The organism is Hymenobacter sp. GOD-10R, assembly GCF_035609205.1.
In the GTDB taxonomy this organism is placed as follows: Bacteria; Bacteroidota; Bacteroidia; order Cytophagales; family Hymenobacteraceae; genus Hymenobacter.
Genome location: NZ_CP141184.1, coordinates 5,476,078 through 5,496,494, shown reverse-complemented (window position 1 = coordinate 5,496,494; position 20,417 = coordinate 5,476,078). Strand labels below are relative to the sequence as shown.

13 protein-coding genes are annotated in these 20,417 nt (G+C 58.4%); 4 read left to right on the top strand and 9 right to left on the bottom strand.

What is annotated here, in order from left to right:
• Positions 1–74: 74 nt before the first annotated feature.
• Positions 75–1,124, bottom strand: coding sequence for a response regulator (locus SD425_RS21900; protein ID WP_324672237.1), 1,050 nt, complete (start codon positions 1,122–1,124; stop codon positions 75–77).
• On the bottom strand, positions 1,102–2,715 hold the full coding sequence (locus tag SD425_RS21895; RefSeq protein WP_324672235.1) for a PAS domain-containing sensor histidine kinase: 1,614 nt from the start codon (positions 2,713–2,715) through the stop codon (positions 1,102–1,104). Before SD425_RS21895 ends, SD425_RS21900 begins: the two co-directional genes overlap by 23 nt.
• Positions 2,716–2,881: 166 nt before the next feature.
• Here SD425_RS21895 and SD425_RS21890 point away from each other — a divergent pair, with 166 nt between their 5' ends.
• Positions 2,882–3,208 carry a thioredoxin gene (locus SD425_RS21890; protein WP_324672233.1) on the top strand — a complete coding sequence of 109 codons (327 nt, stop codon included), beginning with the start codon at positions 2,882–2,884 and terminating at the stop codon, positions 3,206–3,208.
• Positions 3,209–3,314: 106 nt separating this feature from the next.
• The gene (locus SD425_RS21885) at positions 3,315–4,088 is read left to right on the top strand and encodes an HpcH/HpaI aldolase family protein (RefSeq protein WP_324672230.1); all 774 of its coding nucleotides are present in this window, start codon (positions 3,315–3,317) and stop codon (positions 4,086–4,088) included.
• 144 nt (positions 4,089–4,232) lie between these two features.
• On the opposite strand, the gene SD425_RS21880 is transcribed toward SD425_RS21885, so the two are convergent.
• The 6 genes from SD425_RS21880 to SD425_RS21855 all read right to left on the bottom strand — a co-directional run bounded on the left by SD425_RS21880 (position 4,233) and on the right by SD425_RS21855 (position 10,852).
• Positions 4,233–5,453: an FISUMP domain-containing protein gene (locus SD425_RS21880; protein WP_324672228.1), complete on the bottom strand. Its 1,221-nt coding sequence runs from the start codon at positions 5,451–5,453 to the stop codon at positions 4,233–4,235.
• Between the two features lie 170 nt (positions 5,454–5,623).
• Positions 5,624–6,541, bottom strand: coding sequence for a T9SS type A sorting domain-containing protein (locus SD425_RS21875; RefSeq protein ID WP_324672225.1), 918 nt, complete (start codon positions 6,539–6,541; stop codon positions 5,624–5,626).
• 342 nt (positions 6,542–6,883) lie between these two features.
• Complete coding sequence (locus tag SD425_RS21870) at positions 6,884–8,221, bottom strand: CocE/NonD family hydrolase (protein WP_324672223.1); 1,338 nt, start codon at positions 8,219–8,221, stop codon at positions 6,884–6,886.
• 88 nt (positions 8,222–8,309) lie between these two features.
• Positions 8,310–8,645: a hypothetical protein gene (locus SD425_RS21865; RefSeq protein ID WP_324672221.1), complete on the bottom strand. Its 336-nt coding sequence runs from the start codon at positions 8,643–8,645 to the stop codon at positions 8,310–8,312.
• A 348-nt stretch (positions 8,646–8,993) separates the two neighbouring features.
• Positions 8,994–9,776 (bottom strand): LytTR family DNA-binding domain-containing protein, encoded by a 783-nt coding sequence (locus tag SD425_RS21860; protein ID WP_324672219.1) that lies wholly within the window; start codon positions 9,774–9,776, stop codon positions 8,994–8,996.
• 38 nt (positions 9,777–9,814) lie between these two features.
• Positions 9,815–10,852 (bottom strand): histidine kinase, encoded by a 1,038-nt coding sequence (locus SD425_RS21855; protein WP_324672217.1) that lies wholly within the window; start codon positions 10,850–10,852, stop codon positions 9,815–9,817.
• Positions 10,853–11,266: 414 nt separating this feature from the next.
• Here SD425_RS21855 and SD425_RS21850 point away from each other — a divergent pair, with 414 nt between their 5' ends.
• Both SD425_RS21850 and SD425_RS21845 read left to right on the top strand, forming a co-directional pair.
• The gene (locus SD425_RS21850) at positions 11,267–12,151 is read left to right on the top strand and encodes a hypothetical protein (protein ID WP_324672215.1); all 885 of its coding nucleotides are present in this window, start codon (positions 11,267–11,269) and stop codon (positions 12,149–12,151) included.
• A gap of 135 nt (positions 12,152–12,286) precedes the next feature.
• A complete protein-coding gene (locus SD425_RS21845) occupies positions 12,287–13,156 on the top strand; it encodes a universal stress protein (RefSeq protein ID WP_324672213.1) in 870 nt (289 codons plus the stop codon).
• A 109-nt stretch (positions 13,157–13,265) separates the two neighbouring features.
• Here SD425_RS21845 and SD425_RS21840 read toward each other — a convergent pair whose 3' ends face one another.
• Positions 13,266–19,793, bottom strand: a complete 6,528-nt coding sequence (locus SD425_RS21840) for a PKD domain-containing protein (RefSeq protein WP_324672211.1) — start codon at positions 19,791–19,793, stop codon at positions 13,266–13,268.
• Between the last annotated feature and the right edge of the window lie 624 nt (positions 19,794–20,417).

Sequence of the window (20,417 nt, the reverse complement as noted above, 5' to 3'; positions counted from 1 at the left end):
CCGGTTCGACGATCCAGGCGTGCGACCGGTGGGCGGCAGAGCGAGCCTGTTAGAACGGTCATCTTCTACCTAGCTTACCAGTGTGCCGTGCGCAGCTTTTCCGGCTGCAAAACCCGGATGCTTTTCGGCGTTACTTCAATATAGCCCGCCTGCTTGAACTCGCTCAAGGTGCGAATCAGCGACTCGGAGGCGGTGCCGATCATGGCGGCCATGTCTTCGCGGGAGAGCTGGATGGTGGGCGAAGCTAGGTCGGCTTGCTCGTGCAGGCGCAGCAGCGTGTCGGCCACACGGCGGCGGATGGAGTTGTAGGCCATGTCGAGCAGCTGCTGCTCCCGCTCGCTCACGCGCCCGGCTAGCAGGCGAATGAAGTGCTGCCCCACTTCGGGGTTGCGCGTGAGCAGTTGCAGGAAATCCTGCTTCGGAATGTACACCAGCTCCGAGTCGTCCACGGCCACGGCGGAGTCGCTGTAGGGCGTTTGTTCGAGCAAGGCCATGTAGCCGAAAAACTCGCCAGGGTTATAGATACCGGTAATCAACTCCTTGCCGGCGCCGGTGGTTTTTACCGTTTTTACCCGGCCCGATTTCACAAAATACAGCCGCGTCGGCTCGTCGCCTTCCACATAGATGTCCTGCTTCTTGCGCACCACGTGCACCTTGCGGTCGGCCGACAGGCTTTCTAGGTTGGCTACCTGTTTGGCGTCTTCCAAGAACTCATCGAGGCCTTCGGCTTGCAGATCGTAGTCGGGCTTGAGGTGGCGGAAGCGGTTCAGGCGACCCGTTACGGCGCTGAGCAGCTCGGTTTCATCGAAGGGCTTGGTGAGGTAGTCGTCGGCTCCTAGCTCCATGCCGCGGCGCATGTCGGTGCGCTCGGTTTTGGCCGTCAGGAAGATGAACGGCACGCCGGCTAGCTGCGGATTTTGGTTGAAGATGTTCAGCACGCCGTAGCCGTCGAGCACCGGCATCATGATGTCGCAGATAACTAGGTCGGGGCGCTGGGCTAGGGCTTGTTCTACGCCTAGCTTGCCGTTTTCTGCCGTGACGACCGCATAGCCCGCTAACTCCAAAATCTCGGCGGTGTTTTCGCGAATCAGCTCGTTGTCTTCAATCAGCAGAATGGTTTTCATAGGGAATGGTGATGGTGACGGTGGTGCCCACGTTCAGCTCGCTTTGCAAAGAAATAGTGCCGTTCATTAATTCCAGGTATCGGCCGATGATGTACAGACCTAGCCCCGTACCCGGAATATTGGTCACGTTGCGGGCCCGGAAGAACCGCTCAAACAAGTGCTCCTGGTCTTCGCGGGAGATACCCACGCCTTGGTCCTGCACCGTCAGGGTCAGCAGCTGATCGGTGCACCTAGCTCGCACCGTCACCACCGAGCCCTCGCCCGAATACTTGATGGCATTGGAAAGTAGGTTGACCAAGATCTTGCGCAGCAGCGACGGATCGAGCCACACGGGTTTGCTACAGAAAGCCTCTTTATCAATCGTCTGCCTAGCTTTTAACAAGCCTTGCACATCGGCAATCGTGTCGCTCAGCAGCGCGTCGATGGTCAAGCGCATGGGCTTCGCTTCGATCTTCCCTTCCTCAATGCGGCCCACCGACAGAAACTCTTCCAGAATGTCATTCAGGTGCATCACCGAGGCGCGAATGCGCTGCAAGTGCTTCAGGCGCTTGTCTTGCTGGTCGCTGCCGGGGTATTTCTCGATGAGCGTGGCCGAGGTTAGTACGGCCGTGAGCGGGGTGCGAAACTCGTGCGAAGCCATCGACACGAACCTCGATTTCAGCTCCCCTAGCTCTTGCTCGGCGGCCAGGGCTTTGGTGAGCTCCTGGGTGCGCTGTTCGAGCTGTTCGAGCGTGGTCATGAGGGCGTGGGTGCGGTCCACGACCTTCTGCTCCAGCTCGGCGTTCAGGCGCTCCACGCGCTGGCGCTGGGCAATCAGTTCCCGCTCGGCGTTCTTCTTAAAGGTGATATCGACGATGTAGGACACCACGTACAGCTCCTCGTCGAGGTGGAAGTAGCTGAGGCTGACCTCCACGGGAAACTCGGTGCCGTCTTGGCGGCGGGCCAGCAAGTCGCCGCTGTGGGCGCCCATGGCTCGCACCGAAGGATTGGCATTGAAAGAATGGCGCAGCTGCTCGTGGCGGCTACTCACCGACCTAGGTACCAATACCTCGATGGGCTGGCCTAACAGCTCATCGTGCTTGTAGCCAAAAAGCTGATTCAAGGTGTGGTTGGCTGAAATAATTTGCCCTTGCCGGTCGCACACAATGATGCCAATGGTCGCGTTGGCCACCACCGCCTCGAAGCGGTTGACGCTTTGGGCCAGCTCCCGCTCGGCTTGCTGCAAGCGGCTTTGCTCGGTGAGGCGCACCAGAAAAAACGGTCGGTCTTCCAGCGAGAAGTACGTGAGCTCAATCAGCCCCCAAAAGGCTAGGCCATTCTGCCGGTTTATTTCCGCTTCTACTTCGTAATGACCGTTCTGTATAACCTCTTTTTGCAAGCTAGCCCAGCCTTCGTCCGACAACGGCTCGGTGCGCAACGTGCGGCTCGGCTCGGCTAAAAAGGCCTGCTCCGACGGGTACCCTAGCAGCCCAATGCCCGCTTGGTTGACCCGCACAAACCAGCCCAGCGTCACGTCATAAATACCGACGAACTCTTTGGCTTGGTTGAACAGAATGTCGGTCAGGGCATTCGTAAACGGAGCAAGAGACATACAGAAACAAGAGGAAGGTAAGACAAGCCTGGGCAAGCTAGGTAGGCAAAGTTCCGCACATCGCCGCATTCAGGGCCTGACAAATATCAGCTATTGGCCTGACGCGCATCAGGGAAAAAGGGCCGCAGTGCCAGCAATTTTGCATTACTACAACTCCTGAAAACCGATGCCCTTCTCCCAACTCGAACCACCGCGGCAAGCTGCTACCACCGACGTGCTGCTCGTGCTGCTGCCCCCGGCCCACGGCGAAGGTAAATCATCGCAGCTCGCCAGCACCAACGCCTCCCTCGACCGCCTGCAAACCTTGCTAGCGCCGGCCATTCGCATTTTGCGCATCAACGAAGCAAGCCACCCGGCCGTGGTGAGCAGCTTCCACGCCACCGAGCTGCCGGCCTTTGTGTTTCTGCGCCAAGGCATTGAGCTGTGGCGTCACCAAGGCTTGCCCGACGACGAAGCCATTGCGCCCCTGCTGCTGCGCAAGATTAATTCCTAAAAGCCAAGGCGTGTTCGGTCCGTACAGTGTATAAACCGGCCTAGGTAGCCAAGTGTCGGGAGCAAATCACCATCTTGCGCCCACCAACACCAGCTACCGAACCCGGATGCACAACACACTTCGCGCAAAATTGCAGCAGGGCGAACCCACCCTAGGCACCTTCGTGCAGCTCGGCGGCACGACCATTATTGAATGCCTCGCCCTAGCCAGCCTCGACTATGTAGTGCTGGACCTGGAACACGGACCTGGAAGCGTAGCGGATGCTGGCGCGCAGATCTTGGCCGCCGAGCGGCACCACCTCACGCCGCTGGTTCGCATCAAGGATAATTCCCGCGCATCGGTGATGAACCTGCTCGATCAAGGCGCGCAGGGGCTTGTTATTCCGGCCATCAAGACCGTGGAGGAGGTCCGCAACGTGGTGCGCTATGGCAAGTACGCGCCGCTCGGCGAGCGAGGCTTTGGCCCGTCGCGGGCCTCAGCCTTCACCTACTCGCCTGAGTTGCAAGACCTGCCGCAATACCTGGAAAGCTGTAATCGGGAAATCCTGATCTTGCCCCAGTGCGAAACGCGCGAGTGCCTAGACAACGTGGAGGAAATAGTGAACCTAGCTGGGGTCGACGGCCTGTTCATTGGCCCGTTTGACCTCTCTATTGCCCTAGGCATACCCGCTCAGTTTGAGGCCGATGTGATGCAAGCGGCGCTCCAACGCATCTTGACCGCGTGCCAAGTGGCCGGCAAGTTCTGCTTCGTCTACGCCGACCGCACCCGGGCGCGGCAGCGGTTGGCGCAAGGCTTTCACAGCGTAGCAACCAGCATGGATACTGTGGAAGTAACCCGTGCTTTCCAGCTGTTGGTCCGCGACGTACGCGAAGCCAAATGAGAAGCTAGCTTCGCCTGCATTCCAATTCTATAAAAGTGAAAGCAGGCCCGGTAAGCTGCTTATAGAACGCACAACGAGCGCCACGTTCCCTGCTCGCGGTAGACGCTAGCAGCGGAAAATGGCGCTCGTGGTTACGTGTTTTTCTTACTTATTCTTCACGAAGCGTACCGGCAAGTGGGGCGGATTGTAGCCCACCGGGTATCCGCCAAATCGGGCGTAGGTGTCGCTCGGAAGCTGAATGATTTTGAAGGCCAGCGGTGTGTCGTCGGCTTGCCGTTCGGAGGTCCAGAGCAGGCAGTTGGCGCCTTCGCCGTGCGGGTTGCCGGAAAGCACGCGCAGGTTGGCGGGCACGGCATTGAAGCCCGACTTATTATTGGCGTAGCCGTCTTGCTTGAGCCAACCCGTGCTAGCCATCAATTGGCCCAGCAAGCGCTTCGATTGCAGATCTTCCCCATCTGTCGACTCCAGGTACTCGTCGTAAGGGATGCCCTGCGACTTGATGAGCTTCACGTAGTCCTGCTTGGTCGGGATGCGCCAGCCGGCCGGCACCTGGATGTTGGGCAAATCGGCGAACTTGAGGAAGGTGCCGTACTGCGGCTTGTCAGAATCCTTGATGCCGCCCGGTCCGGCGTAGTTCACAGTCGTCCACTCTAGGTCGCCGATGGTGGCGGTGGGGTAGTAGAGGTTGCCAATCTTGACATAAGTGCCCGTGGTCGGCGGCTGCGACAAGGGCCCGCTGGGTGTAGGGGTGGTGCCGCTGCCTACTTTGCGGTAGCGCACCGAGTACTGGTTGCCGCCATCGTTGCGCTTGGCATCCAGGTAGTTGGTGGCCGAGGTGAAGGTGGTGGCCTCGGGGTCAACCAAGAGGCTGAAGTACGATTTCAGGTCTTTGGCGATGATGCTGGATTCCTTGTAGCCCGAGTACTTATTACTGAACACGCGCATCTTGCCTGATTGGGCGTGAAAGCGCAACGAGCCAGGGTTGGTTTTGTACTCTAAGGTGCCGGTGAGCTTGTAGAAATAGCGTTTCACCTCATCGCCGGAGTTCATCACTTCGGTGGTGTATTCCACAGCGTTTTTGCCGTCGGCGGCAAACACCATGGTGCGGAACTCCTTGAAACCCTGCTCACCCTGGAAGGTGCCTTGCTCCCAGTTCAGGGTCAGCGGGCCCTCGTTGAGGTCGGCGTACCAGGTGCCGGCCATTTCCTCCGGAATGGGCGTGACGGGTGTGTTGGGGATGACTGCCGGCTCCTCCGTAATGGGGTCTTCCGGTTTAGGCTCGATGGCGGGGTCGTCTTTGCAGGAGCTAGCAAAGAAGGCAAGGGGAGTCAGCAGCAAGAACAGCGGCTTTACAAAGGTTTTCATAGCAGAAACAAGTTGGAAAGGTTGGCGAGTAGAGCAAAAGCGCCCCTGCGCGGCTGGTAAGTCGCGGGTATTGGAGCAAACAGGAAGAGTGGAAAAGCAAAAGAGCAGAGCGAGGCTAGGTACCTAGGTAGCCCGGCAGAAAGGGCGCGGAACTACCTAGGTGCGAGAGCCTAAACCTTCACCAAGCGGCGCACAACAACCCCCTGGGGCGTATCGAGGCGCAGCAGGTAGAGGCCGGCGGGCTGGTCCTGCAAATCGAGGGTGCGCGCCGGGGTGCTGGCGGCGGCTTGGCGCAACACGGTGCGGCCTTGCGCGTCGGTTACGGTGAGGCTCGCTTGGACAAAGCCAGCGTCGTGGCCCTGCGTGGTTAGCGTGAATAGGCCCGACGTGCTGGGGTTGGGGTACACCTGGAGGGCGGCGGCTAGCTTCGCATCGTGCGCGGCCGTCACGTCGCTGGTAAAGGCGATGTCATCGAGATAGAGCGCATTGCCCGCCGTGTAGTTTTCGCCCATAGCCGACTGAAACAGAACAAAAACGGAATCGGGCGCTAGCCGAGATTGGTACTGAAGCGGCAACCGCATGAGGGTGTAGGCGCTAGGTCCGGCCAGCAGCAGGGAGTCGGCGCCGGCTACTACCACCCGCTGGCCGTTCACGGTGCGCGTAAGAGCCACCACCACGTGCGCCGAGTCGGCAGCGATGTTGGTGCCGGTTTGCTTGTAGTGAAACTGGAAGTGCGAAGGGCGGCTCGTGAACGGAATACCACCTAGCTCATCGGCCCCAAAGTCGGGTACTTTGCCCACCGAAAGCATGCCTGGCACGGGCACCAATCCCCCAAGTAGCTTATTCTCTAGCTTCACGGCGAAGCTGCCGTTGTGCTTCTCAGTGGTTTTGCTCACGGTTTCGGTGACCACCGGCGTTCCTAGCTCATGCAGCCAGTCGTCGGTCGTCGACCAGTCGACGGGTTGCTCGGCGCCGTGGCGCTCCGCCCAGTTTTCGAAGTTCCCGTTGGGCAGGCTTTGGGCGGAGGCCGTGGCCGTCGCGCAGAGGCTCAGCGCGGCAAAGGTGAGGTGGTACAAAGTCTTTTTCATAGCAAAAAGAAGAAGGAAGAGTGGAGAGGTAGAGAAGGGCGTTATGATCAAGCCGAAGAAGCGCGCGAGGCCTAGCTTCTCCCTTCAGTCCGAAAGTGGACCTAGCTTGTAGTTGAAAGTCAAGGTGTTGATGGGCTGCGGCTGCTCGGCCGGATTTGCAATCCGGCTGTTGGGGGCTGCGGATTTGTAATCCGCCGGAGCCGCGCCGTTTGGGAATGTTCTCGCGTCATTGCCCGCGTTGCGGGCGGGGATTGCAAATCCCCAACTCCCGACAGCCGGATTGCAAATCCGGCCGAGCAGTGTAAGTCAGAGGGTTGGTAGGCTAGCTTTTTGGGGCAGTGCTCAGCCTTGCACTTGGCGCTGACTATCCAGCCAGCGCAGTATCACGTTCATGAATTCGAAATTGCGCTCCGGATTAGCCGCATCGGCGAGGCGCATACTTTCTTGCTGGTCTTTGGCCTTCACAAACCCGTGGTCGACGTTTGGCAGGAGCTGGAACGTGGCTTGGCCGGGATGCTCGCGGTTCACGATGTCCACAATCAGCTGGTGGTCTTCGTTGTAGGAGATGTAATCGGCCGCGCCGCGTAGGGCGAGCACGCGGGTGTTGAGCTTTTTCCAGGCGGCGGCTAGGTTCACTTCCTGCCACTGCTGCATGTAGGTGTAGTGCTGCGGAAAGGAAATCAACGGCTTGGCATTGGGGTACTTAGCCAGCACCTGGGCGGGCGTTTGCTTTTCGGTGAGCAGCAGGTGCAAGGCCGCCGTGTAGGTCTTCATCAGGTTCGTGATGGAGTCGTAGGGCAGCTGTTGCAGCTGGGCTTGGTTGCGCTTGTTCTGCAAGGCGTACTCGATGAAGTTGCGGCTGGCCGTGCCGTACACCACCACGCCTTTCACCGGTTGCCCCTCGGCCACCAAAGGCGCCATGATGCCACCAATGCTGAAGCCGGTGATAAAGATGTTTTGCTGATCAACGAAGTCGAGTTTCTGGATGGAAGCTAGGCCGGCTTTGTAGCCGTTGGCCTCCGTTTGGAAGTCCGATTCGAGGCACGGAATGCCTTTGCTGTCGCCCATGCCGGTTTTGTCGACGCGCATGGTGGCGTAGCCGTGGCGCGAAAGCGAATCGATGATGCGGTTGGTGGATTCGGCGGGCGAAAGCGGGTTGTCGACGGAAAAGCAGCCCACGCCCTGAATAAACAGCACCATCGGAAACTTCTGCTGCTTGCTGCCTTTGGGTTTGGTGATGATGGTGCGGAGCTGGTTGCCGCCCACTTGCACCGACGAATACTGGGCCTCGTACAACGCGCTTTTCTCCTGCGGAAACGCCGTGAACACCACCTGCTTACGAAGCTTCTTGCCGTCGCGCAGCACCGTAAACGTGCTCTTGTCGCCGGTGCGGTACTGCTTGAGCAGGCTGACAAACGGGCCTACCTCCGGACCTAGCTCGTGCTTATCTACCTGCACGATGATGTCGTGGGGCTGCAAGCCGGCAGCCAGGGCCGAGGACTGCGCCCGCACGTCGCGGACGAAAATACCGTTCTTGTTGGGCAGCTTGTAGCGCCGTTGCAGACTGTCGTTGATGCCCTGTAAGCCAATGCCCACGTACGGGCGGCGCGGTAATGCTTGGGCGTTAGCCACGTACGTTGCAAGCGAAAGCAGGAGCAGGAGGGCAGCGAAGCGTTTCATGAAGTAGGTGAGTAGGAAAAGGGACTTTCGACAAGCAATGCTAGGTGCCGCGGTGCGCTCCTGCGCCAAGCCGAAAGTCTGGTCGCTTTTAGCGCGGTAGGTTCGGCACGACGGCGGTGTTGATGTTCCCCTGCGCCTTGCGCAGCACGTCTTGCAGGGCCACGTTGAGCTGTTGCACGGTGCGGGAACCCATGCGCCGCCGATTCAAGGCGAGCTGCTGGTTGGCGATGCGGGCTTCGTGCACCAGCTCGTGCTGGTCGTTGTAGAAGCGCACGATGGCGTATTTCTGGGTGCAGCGGTTGGCTTCCACGTTCCAGTAGCCGGGCAGCGAGGCGGTGGTTGGTGGGGTTTGGGCCGTGGCCTGCGTGGAAAAGCAGGGCGACAACAAAAGAAAACTGAGGGCGGAAAGGAAGAATGTTTTCATGGCGGATAGGAGCTAGGGTTCGGAAAATGATTCGGGAATAGGTCGCATGGTAATGGGTTAAGTGGCAATCGTGCGGGCCCAGTAGATGCCCACAAAGTACCGGCGTGTAGGCAGAGGCTACAATCGCATATTGATGTGAGCTAGCCCGCCGATATGCACTGTTGTAAAACTATAGCGTGCCGATGCGCCTGGAAACGACTTCTTGTCTGAATTGAGGAATGCATTATCTGAACTGCGGAATTCTGACTTTTTGAAGAAAACGGCGTAGCAAGCAGTAATGCAAAAGCCCGCGTCAGCGGGCTCCTATAGTAAAGAAAGAGAGGACGTTGGCGACAGATTCGCTAGGCGCTACTTGCCCATCCAGGTTTTAAAAGGCGTCAGTTTCTCCCGACTTACAATCACCTCCTTATCGAGGCTAGGTCTGAGGTGCAAGGCCAAGCGGTTGCCGAAATACGGCTCGATCTGCTCCACGCTGTCGATGGAAACCAAGAACGACCGGCTGATGCGGAAGAACCTAGCCGGGTCGAGCATGGCTTCCAGTTCATCGAGCGAGTAATCCACCACCATCTTCTTACCATCGGTGGTCTTAAATAAGTTCAGGCGCTCGTCGCTGTAGAAGTAAGCAATCTGATGGGTCTCAACGGAAACCAGCTTCTGCGCATACTGCACCAGGAAGCGCTGGCGGTATTCCTTGGGCTGAAGCTGCTGCAACTCCCGAATCAGGCTGCTGACATTTAGGGCCGGTTCGGGCGCCGCATCGTGGCCCCGGTACAAGGACTTTACCTGCGAAAACTTATCTAGCGCCGCCCGCAAGTCTTCCTTCTGAATGGGCTTGAGTAGGTAGTCGATGCTGTTGACCTTGAACGCTTTAATGGCGTATTCGTCGTAGGAAGTGGTGAACACGACCGTGCTTCTGACCTCCGTTTCCTCAAAAATCTGGAAGCTTTGCCCGTCGGCTAGCTCAATGTCCATCAGGATCAGCTCGGGCGCCGGGTGCGCTTTCAGCCACGCCACCGTTTCGCGAATGCTGCCGGCCACGCCCACCACTTCCGCGTCGGGTTCTACGGCCGTCAGGGTTTTGGTGAGCTTTTTCACGGCCATTTCTTCGTCTTCAACGATCAGGATTTTCATAGGAATCGACGCGTAGAATGCAGGGCGAAAGGAAAAACTTAGGGGTTGGCTTGAATGAGCGGCACGGTCACCATGAACTCGGTATCCGTCTGCATTACCTCAATTTCGGGCTGTTTCAGCAGGTTGAACTTGCTGGCAATATTGCTGAGGCCCACTTGGTTGGAGGCCACGTGCTGCACCTTCTTTTGCAGGTTGTTGCGCACCATCAGCAGCCCGTTGGGTTGGGTGCTGATGTGCACCGTCAGTGGATAATCTTTGTGGATAACGTTGTGCTTCACCGCGTTTTCCACCAGCAGCTGCAAGGTGAGTGAGGGCAGCAAGCTTTGCTCGTAGCGAGGCTCAATAGCTAGGTCGAGGTGCAGGCTGTCGCCGTAGCGGGTTTTGAGCAGGTGAAAGTAGGAGCGGATGAATTGCAGCTCGGTCGCGAGGTTGGTCAGCTCGTTTTCGTTGTTGCGCAGCAGATAGCGGTACACTTTGCACATCTCATCCAGAAACTCCTCAGCCCTCTCCGCATCCTCGCCGATGAGGTAGGAGAGGGTGTTGAGACTATTGAACAGGAAGTGTGGATTGACCTGCTTTTTGAGGCTATCGAGCTGGGTTTGTAGATTTTCCTTCTGAAGCTGTTCCTTCTCCTTTTCGGCCTGGAGCAAGCGCGAGAAGTAGTACACCGACTCTTGAATGCCCGTTATTAGAAAGGCGATGATCAAGCCGCTGGTAATAGTTTGCAGATAGACGGCCCGCGGGTAAGGCGGCCGGAACCCCGTTACGTCCACGACCCACATAACTGCCCAGTCGATGAGCACATTGCAGAGCCAGCACAGCGGAATAGCTAGGAGCAGGCGCTTCCGAGCTTGTTGCAAAGCCGGATACCGGCGCTGAAACCGCCTCAGAATCCAGCGGTCCGTCTCCCAGGTGGCGGTAGAGTTGACCACAGATTCGATCAGAAGATTGACGGTAGCGAGGCTGAACGGGTGCTCGTAGGCCTTGAACGTGTAAATGGACAGCCCCACAAAAAACGCCACGCCGCTCACCCGAAGCCACCGGTCATCCAGTTGTTCTACTTGTTGAGCTTTCATGCACAGGGAGGCTTGTTCACCAAATATAATCTCTTGGGCAGGCCAAGTAAAAGCGCCGGCCGCTCGGGTTGGGGGAAGGCTAGGTTGAATTGAGGAAAACCCTGTTTTAACCGCGTGCCGTGTTTCGCGGCTTTTTACGGCCCAACGATTGTCATTCCGAGCGGAGCGAGGAATTTGGGTTTACTGCAAGGCTGGTTTCCTCAGATTCCTCGCTCCGCTCGGAATGACAATCGTTGGTTGATGGTGCCGCCAATTGAAGCGCAAAAAAGTAGGATTGAAACGGTGCTTTCCTCAACCCGTCATTTCCTGCTTCCCAGTGGTAATAGGAGAGGATAACTTGCTGGCAAAAAGCTCGGTAGCGCTGCCACAAGCTAGGTCACTATCAGGGCCACACGCACTTATTTCTCTACTCCTATGAACAAGCTTTTCGCGACGCTGCTGCTGGCAGCTACCAGCTACCTCGGTGCGCCCTGGTTGCGCATCGGCCTAGGCCCCGAACCTACCCCCAGCGACTATCAAGCGTTGGTGTCAGCCGAACGAGCTTTTTCTGAGTTCACCAGCGCGCACGGCATCAAAGCGGGCTTCACGCGCTTTCTCGCCGACGAAGCCCTGGTGATCGTTAAGGGCCGCTATCAGTTGGGTAAACCTTTGTTTGAGAAGATGCCCGTGCAGCCCGGCGTACTTTCCTGGCAGCCCCAGTACGCCGACATTGCCGCCTCCGGCGACTTCGGTTATACTACGGGTCCGTTTGAAGTGCGCCCCGGCACCATCACCGATGCGCCGGTGGGCTTTGGGCAGTTCACCAGCGTGTGGCGCAAAACCAGCACCGGCGAGTGGAAAGTGGTAGCCGATGTGGGTGTCACGCATGCGGCGCCCGGCCAGCCAAGCGATGCTAGCGTGCTTACGCCGCCAACTGTCTCTACCCAAAAGGTTGCGCCTATCGACACTGCCGCCCGCCGCCAAGAGCTGCTCGCCGCTGAGGCTAACCTAGGTCGCTTGGCTGCTACCAAATCGTTGCAGGCGGCCTACAAAGCGGTGCTGCCCGCCAGCCCAACGGTGCGGCTCTACCGGAGTGGGAGCTTGCCCTATGTGGGCGCCGCGGCCACCGCATTTGCCGCTACCCAAACCCAGCCTGCTACTTATTCCGACGCGCGGGCGGTGGTAGCGGCCTCCGGCGACCTAGGTTTTACCTATGGCTACGGACAGCTGCAAGACAAAAAAGGGCCGTTTCTGCGCATCTGGAAGCGTGGGGCGAAAAGCAATTGGCAACTGGTGCACGAGGTGCTGGATGTGCACTGAGCTAGGTAAGCGGAACAGCACGTGCCAAGCGCTAGGTAAGCACCTGACGGAAGTCAGGAAATGGCCTGACGGGGCGCAGGAATGCGGCTTAGGAGAACAGCCAAATTTGACTGTTCATCAACGCGTTGCCTAGCTATGACTCCAACCTTGCTCATCCTGACTGATTTTTTTGCGAGCGCTAATCGAGCGCTGGACTATGCGGCTACGCTGGCTCAATTCATGGGTGCGCGGCTCGTGCTGTTGCACGTGCAGCGCACCTCTTGGCTCGACCCTGAGCGGCTAACGGGTAAGCTCTCCGACGACGTAAGCGAGGAAGCCACGACGCTTGCTCTGAACAGCCTGATCCGCGACTTGCCGGTGCCGGCCGTAGCTGAGATAGGCGTTGGGTGCGTGGAAGAAGTGGTGCAGGAAGCCGTAGAGCGGCATCACCCCATCTTGATCGTGCTGGGCCGGCCGGAAACCGAGAACACGCCCGACGAACTGGTGACGACCACCGCCCTGAATCTGCTACGCCTGCATGCGTGTCCGTTGCTGGTAGTGCCCCCCACGGCCACCACCGATACACTGCCGCAGCGCGTACTGCTTGCCGCTGATGGCGGCCGGTTCAGCCTAGGTGCTCACGTAGAACCAGTGCGCAAGCTGTTGAAAACCTTGCAAGCGCAGCTAACGGTAGTGCACATCACCGAATCGGCTACCCGGCACACGGCTGAGCGGGCTCGGGAGTCGGTGGAACGCACCGGCCTCACGCGCGACTTACCAGCGGTGCGTACCTGCCACCTGTGCCAGCAGGAACCCGGAGAAGGAATCTTGCAGGCGGTGGCCGAACAAAGGGGCGATTGGCTGGCCGTTATTGCCCGGCCGCACACCTTCATTGGCTCATTATTTCACCGTAGCGTAACGGCGTACGTGGTGTTGCATAGCCCCGTGCCGGTGCTCGTACTGCCCGCCGACGCTCACTTGCAAGAGACCGTACGGCAGGCTGGAAATCACCTGCTGGCCGTGTAGAGGCTAGCCTGCCACCACAGCCGCGGTATAAGCTTGTGATAAACAGAAAGGGTGACCGGACTAAGTCCGGTCACCCTTTTGCATTTGGTAGGTAAGTAAAAGCTAGAGCTTACCGGATAACCGTGATACGCAGGTTTTCCACCTTGCCATTGCTGATCAAGCGGCAGACGTACATGCCGTTGGCCAGATCGGCTATGGGTAGCGGCAAGTAGTATTCCTGCCCGCTCACCACCTCGGCATTGTAAAGGGTTGAGACCAGCGAGCCTAGCTCATTGTACAAGTACACCTGGGCTTTGCCGCCCTGCTGCGTGTGGAAGTGCACCGTGCCGCTTTCCGTCAGCGGGTTGGGGTATACTTCCAGCACATTGCGCGTAGCACGGTCAGAAACCGAAGCTTTTTGCGCCAGTACCGCCCCAGACGTGGTAGCCACGGCAGCCGCACCGGTTACGCGCCGTAAGGCCGTTGCCGGAATGGTTTGCTTGGCAATATTGGGTCCTTGGTAGCTGGCCGTAAACACCTGCCCGCCGCCGTTCTGGAAGTACGTCACCGTGAAAGCGTGCGTACCCGCCTTCAGCCCAATGGTGCCCGATTGCTCGCGGGTGTCGTGCGAGCCGTCGTTGTTGACAATCATGGTGGAGCCGATGAAAAGCTGGGAGCCATCGTCGGAACTGGTGTAGAAGGTGTATAGCCCATCGGTGGGCACCGTCACGTAGCCCGTGTAGTACAGCGCGTAGCCGTAGTTCCGGGGGGCTACTGCCAAGGTGGCCGTGGTGGAGGTGCCACTCTGCAGCGGCGTTAGGCTAGCGAAGTTTGGCAAAGCATCCCAATAGCCTTCGTAATACTTGTAGTCGAGGCCAGCAACTGTATTGGCCGGGTTTTCGGGTACACGCAGGGTGGAAGCCGTATTCACCGTCACGGTAACCTGACTCATAGCGCTGGTCGCTCCTAGGTTGTCAGTGGCTACCAGGCCGAACACGTAGCTGCCGGCTACCAAGCCGCTGACGGTGGGTTGAGCTACTGCTTTGCTGCTGAAGGTTGCCGTATTTGGGCCGCTTACTTGGCTCCATAGGTAGGCGGCAATCGGGCCGTCGGCATCCGTGGCGCTACCGCTAAGAACCAGTGAGTTCGTGGGCAGCGTGATGCTCCGGTTGGCGCCCGCATTGGCCACTGGCGCTTGGTTGGTCGTCGTGGGCACGCGCTTGTAAGCGGAAGCCGGGATGAGCTGCTTGGCCAAGCTAGGTCCGGCGTAACTTACTAGCAGGTTCTGGCCGCCATCATTCTCGAAGAACGTGATGGTCAGCGCGTGCGTACCGGCTTGCAAGCCGATGGTGCCCGACTTCTCTTGGTCGCCGTGCAAGCCGTCGTTGTCGACTACCAGCTGGGAGCCGATGTAGAGCTTAGAGCCGTCGTCGGAGGTGGTGTAGAAGGTGTACTGCCCATCGGTGGGTACCGTCACGTAGCCGGTGTACTGGAAGGCGTAGCCGTTGTCGCGCAATGCCGGCGTGAGCGAGGGCGTCGTCACGGTGCCAATCTTGGTAGCGGTGAGCGTGCTAAAGGTGGGCAGCGCGTTCCAATAGCCTTCGTAGTAGTTGTAGTCCAAGCCAGCCAAGGCGTTAGCTGGGTTCTCCGGCACGCGCAGGCCGGAAGCGGCATTCACCGTCACTGTTACAGAGGCGGCCGCGCTGGCCAGACCTAGGTTATCCGTCACCACGAGGCTGAACACGTAGGTGCCCGCTACCAAGCCGCTAACGGCAGGCTGAGCCACGGTTTTGCTGTTGAACGTCGCCGTATTCGGGCCGCTCGTCTGGCTCCAGAGGTAGCTCGCCACGGTGCCATCCGCGTCGGTGCCGCTGCCCGCCAGCGTCGTCGAGTTGGCCGGTAAGGTCAGGATACGGGCGGGGCCAGCGTTTGCCACTGGCGCCTGATTGCTGCTAGGGGCTGCGTTCACCGTAATGGTTACTTGCGCGGCGGCGCTGGCCAGACCTAGGTTGTCGGTGACAACTAGGCTGAACACATACGAGCCAGCCACTAGTCCACTAATGGTAGGAGCAGCCGTGGTCTTGCTGCTGAACGTTGCGGTGTTGGGGCCGCTCACTTGCGTCCACAAGTAGCTAGCTACCGTGCCATCGGCGTCCGTGCCGCTGCCGTTTAGGGTTGCGGTAGCCGTTGGTAGCGTGATGGTTTGGGCAGCGCCTGCGTTAGCCACCGGGGCTTGGTTGGCAGTTCCCGAGAGGCGCTTCAGGGCTGATGCGGGAATGAACTGCTTGGCCAAGCTAGGTCCGGCGAAGCTCACTTGGAGGTTTTGCCCGCCGGCATCTTGCAAGTAGGCCACGGTGAAGGCGTGCGTACCGGCTTTCAGGCCGATGCTGCCGTTGACTTCCCGGCTGTCGTGGGCGCCGTCGTTGTTGACTACCAATGTATTGCCAATGTACAGCAAGGAGCCGTCGTCGGAGTTGGTATAGAAGGCGTAGACCCCATCCGCGGGCACGGTCACGTAGCCCGTGAATTGGAACGAGAAGCCGTAGTCACGCTGCTGCGCCGTGAGCTCGAAGGCCGTGGCGTTGCCCGTTTTGGTGGGCGTAAGGGTCGTGAAATCCGGGACGGCTTTCCAGAAGCCTTCGTAATACTTGTAGTCGAGGCCTGCCACAGTGTTCGTGGGGTTTTCCGGTGTGCGCAGGCTAGAGGCCGCATTTACGGCCACCGTTACTTGCGCTGCCTGGCTCACAGCTCCTAGGTTATCCGTCACTACCAGGCTAAACACATAGCTGCCGGCAACCAAGCCGCTGAGCACAGGTTGGGCGATGGTCTTGCTGCTGAACGTAGCCGTGCTAGGTCCGCTCACTTGTGTCCATAAGTAGCTCGCCACGGTGCCATCGGCGTCGGTGCCACTGCCGATGAGCGTAGTGCTGCTGGTCGGCAACGTGATGCTCTGGTTGGCGCCCGCATTCGCCACGGGGGCTTGGTTGACCGGCACGGTGGTGTTCGATACACGTTTGTAGGCAGTAGCCGGAATCTGTTGTTTCGCTAAGCCAGGTCCGGCGTAGCTCACCAGGAGGTTCTGGCCGCCGCCATTCTGGAAGAAGCTTACGGTGAAAGCATGCGTACCGGCTTTCAGACCGATGGTGCCAGTCTGCTCCCGGAAGTCGTGTCCACCGTCGTTATCAACCACCTGCGTGGAGCCGATGTAGAGCTTGGAGCCATCATCGGAGCTGGTGTAGAAGGTGTACTGCCCATCCGTTGGCACCGTGATATAGCCAGTGTATTGCAGGGCGTAGCCGTAGTCGCGCGCTGCCACCGTCAGCACGGGGGTCGTGGTGGTGCCGGTTTTCAGCGGCGATAGGGTATTGAAGGCTGGCAATGCATCCCAGAAGCCTTCGTAGTACTGGTAGTCGAGGCCTGCTACGGCGTTAGCAGGGTTTTCGGGGGTGCGTAGCCCTGCTGTGGGGGCGGCATTCACCGTCACTGTCACCTGCGCCGGCGTGCTGATGGCGCCCTGGTTGTCGGTTACAGTTAGCCCAAAGACGTAGCTGCCGGCCACTAGATTAGTGATAGTTGGCTGCGCCACGGCGGCATTGCTGAAGGTAGCCGTGCTAGGTCCGCTCACTTGCGTCCAGGCGTAGGCGGCAATGGTGCCGTCCTCATCCGTGCCGCTGCCGTTCAAAATGACGGAGTTGGTGGGCAGCGTGATGTTGGTGGCGGCGCCGGCATTGGCCACGGGGGCTTGGTTGGCCGGCGCGGTGGTGTTCGATACGCGCTTGTAAGCGGCGGCCGGAATGAGCTGCTTAGCCAAGCCCGGTCCAGCGTAGCTCACTAGTAGGTTTTGCCCGCCATCATTCTCGAAGAACGTGACGGTAAGAGCGTGCGTACCCGCCTTCAGCCCAATCGTGCCGTTTATTTCTTGGTCGCCGTGCAAGCCATCGTTATCAACCACCTGCGTGGAGCCGATGTAGAGCTTAGATCCGTCGTCGGAAGTGGTATAGAAGGTATACTGCCCATCGGTGGGCACGGTGATGTAGCCGGTGTACCGGAAGGCGTAGCCGTTGTCGCGGAGCGCCGGTGCCAAGGTAGGCGCGGTTACAGTGCCCGTCTTGGTGGCTGTGAGCGTGCCGAAAGCGGGAAGGGCATTCCAGTAGCCTTCGTAATACTCGTAAGCTAGGCCCCCCACGGCGTTGGCCGGGTTTTCGGGTTCGCGCAGGCCGTTGCCTTGGTTCACCGTCACCGTTACCTCAGCCGGGTGGCTGGCCATACCTAGGTTGTCGGTGGCTATGAGGCTGAATACGTAGCTGCCAGTGGCCAAGCCGCTCACGGTCGTTTGGGCAGCGGTGGAGTCGCTGAAGCTAGCATCCGTGGGACCGCTCACCTGGCGCCACGAGTAAGTGGCGATGGTGCCATCCGGATCGTTGGCGGTGCCAGTCAGCGTCGCATAATCGGTGGGCAACGTGATGGTTTGAGCGGCGCCTGCATTGGCAACAGGCATTTGGTTAGCCGGCGTCGACGTGCAATCGGGGTACAGCTGTATTTCCTGCATGGTCGCTAGGCCTAGGGCGTCCGTCACGGTTAGCAGGATGCGGTAATAGTACGGTTCGGAACCGCAACCCAGGGGCGAAATAGTGGCCTTCGCTTCTGGCGATGTCACCACGGGCTCCGGGTGTTCGTGGTTATCGTGGTGCAACACGGTTTGCCACTGATAGGAGAGTTGCGCAGCGCCGTGCTCCTGGTCCGTTACGTTGGCCCGTAAGTCGTAGATCGTCTGGCTCGTCAGGGGATACTTGGTGCCGGGTGCCGGGCTAGTGATGGTGACTTGCGGGGGCGTGTTGTTCGCCGAAATCACCAGTGTTGTTTGCCCGCTGCTAGCATTGTCCCGCACCGTTAGCGTGACGGTATAGTTGGTGGGAGCACCCGTTGGGAAAGTATGCGTAGGATTCGTTAGGGTGCTGGTAGTGCCATCACCGAAATCCCACAAATAGGTAAGCTGCTGGCCTTCGGGGTCGCGCGAGTTGCTGCCGGTAAACTGCACCGTTAGCGGCCCAGGACCATACGTCTTGTCAGCCGAGGCGACGGCCACTGGCACCACGCCCGCCGGCGCGTTGTACACCACTTTGCGGATTTCGCCCGGCCAAAAGTTGACGTAGTACAACCCGTTTTCCGTGGGGTGCGTGGCCATGCCTACCACAACAGCCCCCTGGTCGATGAAGTTGTGAACGGCAACGGGCTTGTTTTCATTATCAGTGCTCAGGGTGCGAATCCAGCTGCTAGCGTAGTCGCCGAAAAAGCAATTATTCTGGTACTCCAGCGGAAAATCCGTGTGCGGGTAAAACGTCCCGACCATGCCCGAGTTACCGCCAAACTGCGGCCCCGCCACCGGAGAACCCGGTGCTCCAATGTTGATTTCGCTGGCCGTACCACCTGTGAAGATGCCCGTGCGCGATGGGCCAGTAGCTTGGTGCAGCCAATCGATAGCGGGCCGACTGTGCACGAACGTGGTAACGCCAGCCGGTACGGCCCCGCCGCACGGGTTGGTGAAGGAAGCGGTGCCCGTAGGCGTTTCCTGCTGAAGGAGGTCTTGAAAGTAGAAGTAAGGCTGCGCGCAGCCCGTCGCGCCGGTGGGTGCATACGGGTTAGCTGTTTTCTTAGCCCAATAAGAATCTTGCTTGGTCAAGCCTTCGAACAAAGGCCAGCCGAAGTTCATGCCGGGACGCACGACGATGTTCACTTCCTCCCACGTATCATAGCCCACATCGCCGATGTACAACACCCCAGGGTCGGTGGCACTGCCCGAACCCGGCTTCAACGTGATACGGAACGGATTGCGCAAACCGAGGGCCCACACCTTCGAGCGTGCCGCGTTAGGGGCGCTGGCTTGGTAGAAAGGGTTGGTAGCGAGTCCGTTGCCGGTTTCAGGATCTATCCGAAGGATCTTGCCGTTGTAGCTGTCGATCTGTTGGGACCGCAGTGCGCCCACGTTCTGCTCTGCCGGAATGATGCCGTCGGCGAGGGCCTGCTGGTAGTATGATTCGTTAGCGCTGCCTACGTCGGCGCTTTCGTAGCTGGCGCCATCACCCACAGATACAAACAGGCTGCCATCGGTGCCAAACACCAGGCTGCCGGGGCCGTGACTCATGTGCAGCACTGGCACTCCCGTTTCCTTCGTAGCGCCGAGCAGCACCTTGCGGCTAGCCGGGTTTACGGTGTAGCCAGTCGCCGTTTTAGTGGCGGTGTAGCGCGTTATGCGGTTGATGGTGGCGTTGTAGTACTCGTCGTACGTTGGATTGTAGCGCGCCGTGCCGTAGTTCAGCAGGTGGTGCCGGTCGACGGTGTACAGCAAGTAGATATACCCGTTGGTGTCAAACTGCGGGTGTAAGGCAAAGCCCAGCAGACCTAGGTCGCGCCAGGCACCTACCTCCTCGCTGATGTCGAGCACTAAGGTCCGCTGGCCGTTTACTTCCGTCCACACCTTGCCAGGTCTTTCCCAGACAAACATGTGGGTGCCCGCCTTATTAAAAGTAAGCCCCACTGCCTCGTTCCAGTTTGATGAGATAGTGGTAGTAGAGAAGCCAGTGGGCGGTGCTTGAGCGAGCAACTGTTGCCTGCTGACTAATCCAAGAAAAAATAGGATGAGTAAAAGTTTCTGCTTCATATGCTAATACGGTAATAGGCGTGCAATTCAGTGATTTTTAGACAGGTCAAACCCTGCCTGCAGCAAAGCAGGCAAGAACGTTCACCCCATTTTGTGCAAATGGGTGTGCAAGCGGGTCCAGGATGGGGTGGTAGGTGAGAGGGAGGTCGTCTAACTGTAGAAATCTGGCAATGCAGGCAGCATTTAGATCTGCTATAAAATGAGTAAAAACTGGTTTGGGCAATAGGGAACTCTTGTTAATATAAAAGTACTAGTAATAAATGTAATTTATTCATTAGAAAATTCTAAACACTGAAGTTTTCAGGCAAAAGTGTACTGGTTTCTAGGACTTTAGCATGCGCCAGAAATATTTGTAGTCGTGCTGATATTTTTCTAAAATATCTATAATCAATACAAAACCAGTGGATTGGTCTCCATCTGCTGGTTCAGTTGAGGTTAACAGCTCCTCTATGATATGTACAAACAAGGCTTAGAAGAAAAAGCCAGAAGCGGCAAAGTATCCACGCTTGCATGGCTTACAAGCTTAGGCCGATGCTAACAGGTACTTTGCTAGTAAACAAACTCAGCCGCTAGCCTACGTATTTCACCAACAAAAAAGGGCCGGCTACTTTAGTAGCCGGCCCT

What these genes read in the sequence shown, in the direction of transcription:
- SD425_RS21900 (WP_324672237.1), bottom strand. Translation starts at nt 1,124, where the DNA reads ATGAAAACCATTCTGCTGATTGAAGACAACGAGCTGATTCGCGAAAAC.
- SD425_RS21895 (WP_324672235.1), bottom strand. Translation starts at nt 2,715, where the DNA reads ATGTCTCTTGCTCCGTTTACGAATGCCCTGACCGACATTCTGTTCAAC.
- SD425_RS21890 (WP_324672233.1), top strand. Translation starts at nt 2,882, where the DNA reads ATGCCCTTCTCCCAACTCGAACCACCGCGGCAAGCTGCTACCACCGAC.
- SD425_RS21885 (WP_324672230.1), top strand. Translation starts at nt 3,315, where the DNA reads ATGCACAACACACTTCGCGCAAAATTGCAGCAGGGCGAACCCACCCTA.
- SD425_RS21880 (WP_324672228.1), bottom strand. Translation starts at nt 5,453, where the DNA reads ATGAAAACCTTTGTAAAGCCGCTGTTCTTGCTGCTGACTCCCCTTGCC.
- SD425_RS21875 (WP_324672225.1), bottom strand. Translation starts at nt 6,541, where the DNA reads ATGAAAAAGACTTTGTACCACCTCACCTTTGCCGCGCTGAGCCTCTGC.
- SD425_RS21870 (WP_324672223.1), bottom strand. Translation starts at nt 8,221, where the DNA reads ATGAAACGCTTCGCTGCCCTCCTGCTCCTGCTTTCGCTTGCAACGTAC.
- SD425_RS21865 (WP_324672221.1), bottom strand. Translation starts at nt 8,645, where the DNA reads ATGAAAACATTCTTCCTTTCCGCCCTCAGTTTTCTTTTGTTGTCGCCC.
- SD425_RS21860 (WP_324672219.1), bottom strand. Translation starts at nt 9,776, where the DNA reads ATGAAAATCCTGATCGTTGAAGACGAAGAAATGGCCGTGAAAAAGCTC.
- SD425_RS21855 (WP_324672217.1), bottom strand. Translation starts at nt 10,852, where the DNA reads ATGAAAGCTCAACAAGTAGAACAACTGGATGACCGGTGGCTTCGGGTG.
- SD425_RS21850 (WP_324672215.1), top strand. Translation starts at nt 11,267, where the DNA reads ATGAACAAGCTTTTCGCGACGCTGCTGCTGGCAGCTACCAGCTACCTC.
- SD425_RS21845 (WP_324672213.1), top strand. Translation starts at nt 12,287, where the DNA reads ATGACTCCAACCTTGCTCATCCTGACTGATTTTTTTGCGAGCGCTAAT.
- SD425_RS21840 (WP_324672211.1), bottom strand. Translation starts at nt 19,793, where the DNA reads ATGAAGCAGAAACTTTTACTCATCCTATTTTTTCTTGGATTAGTCAGC.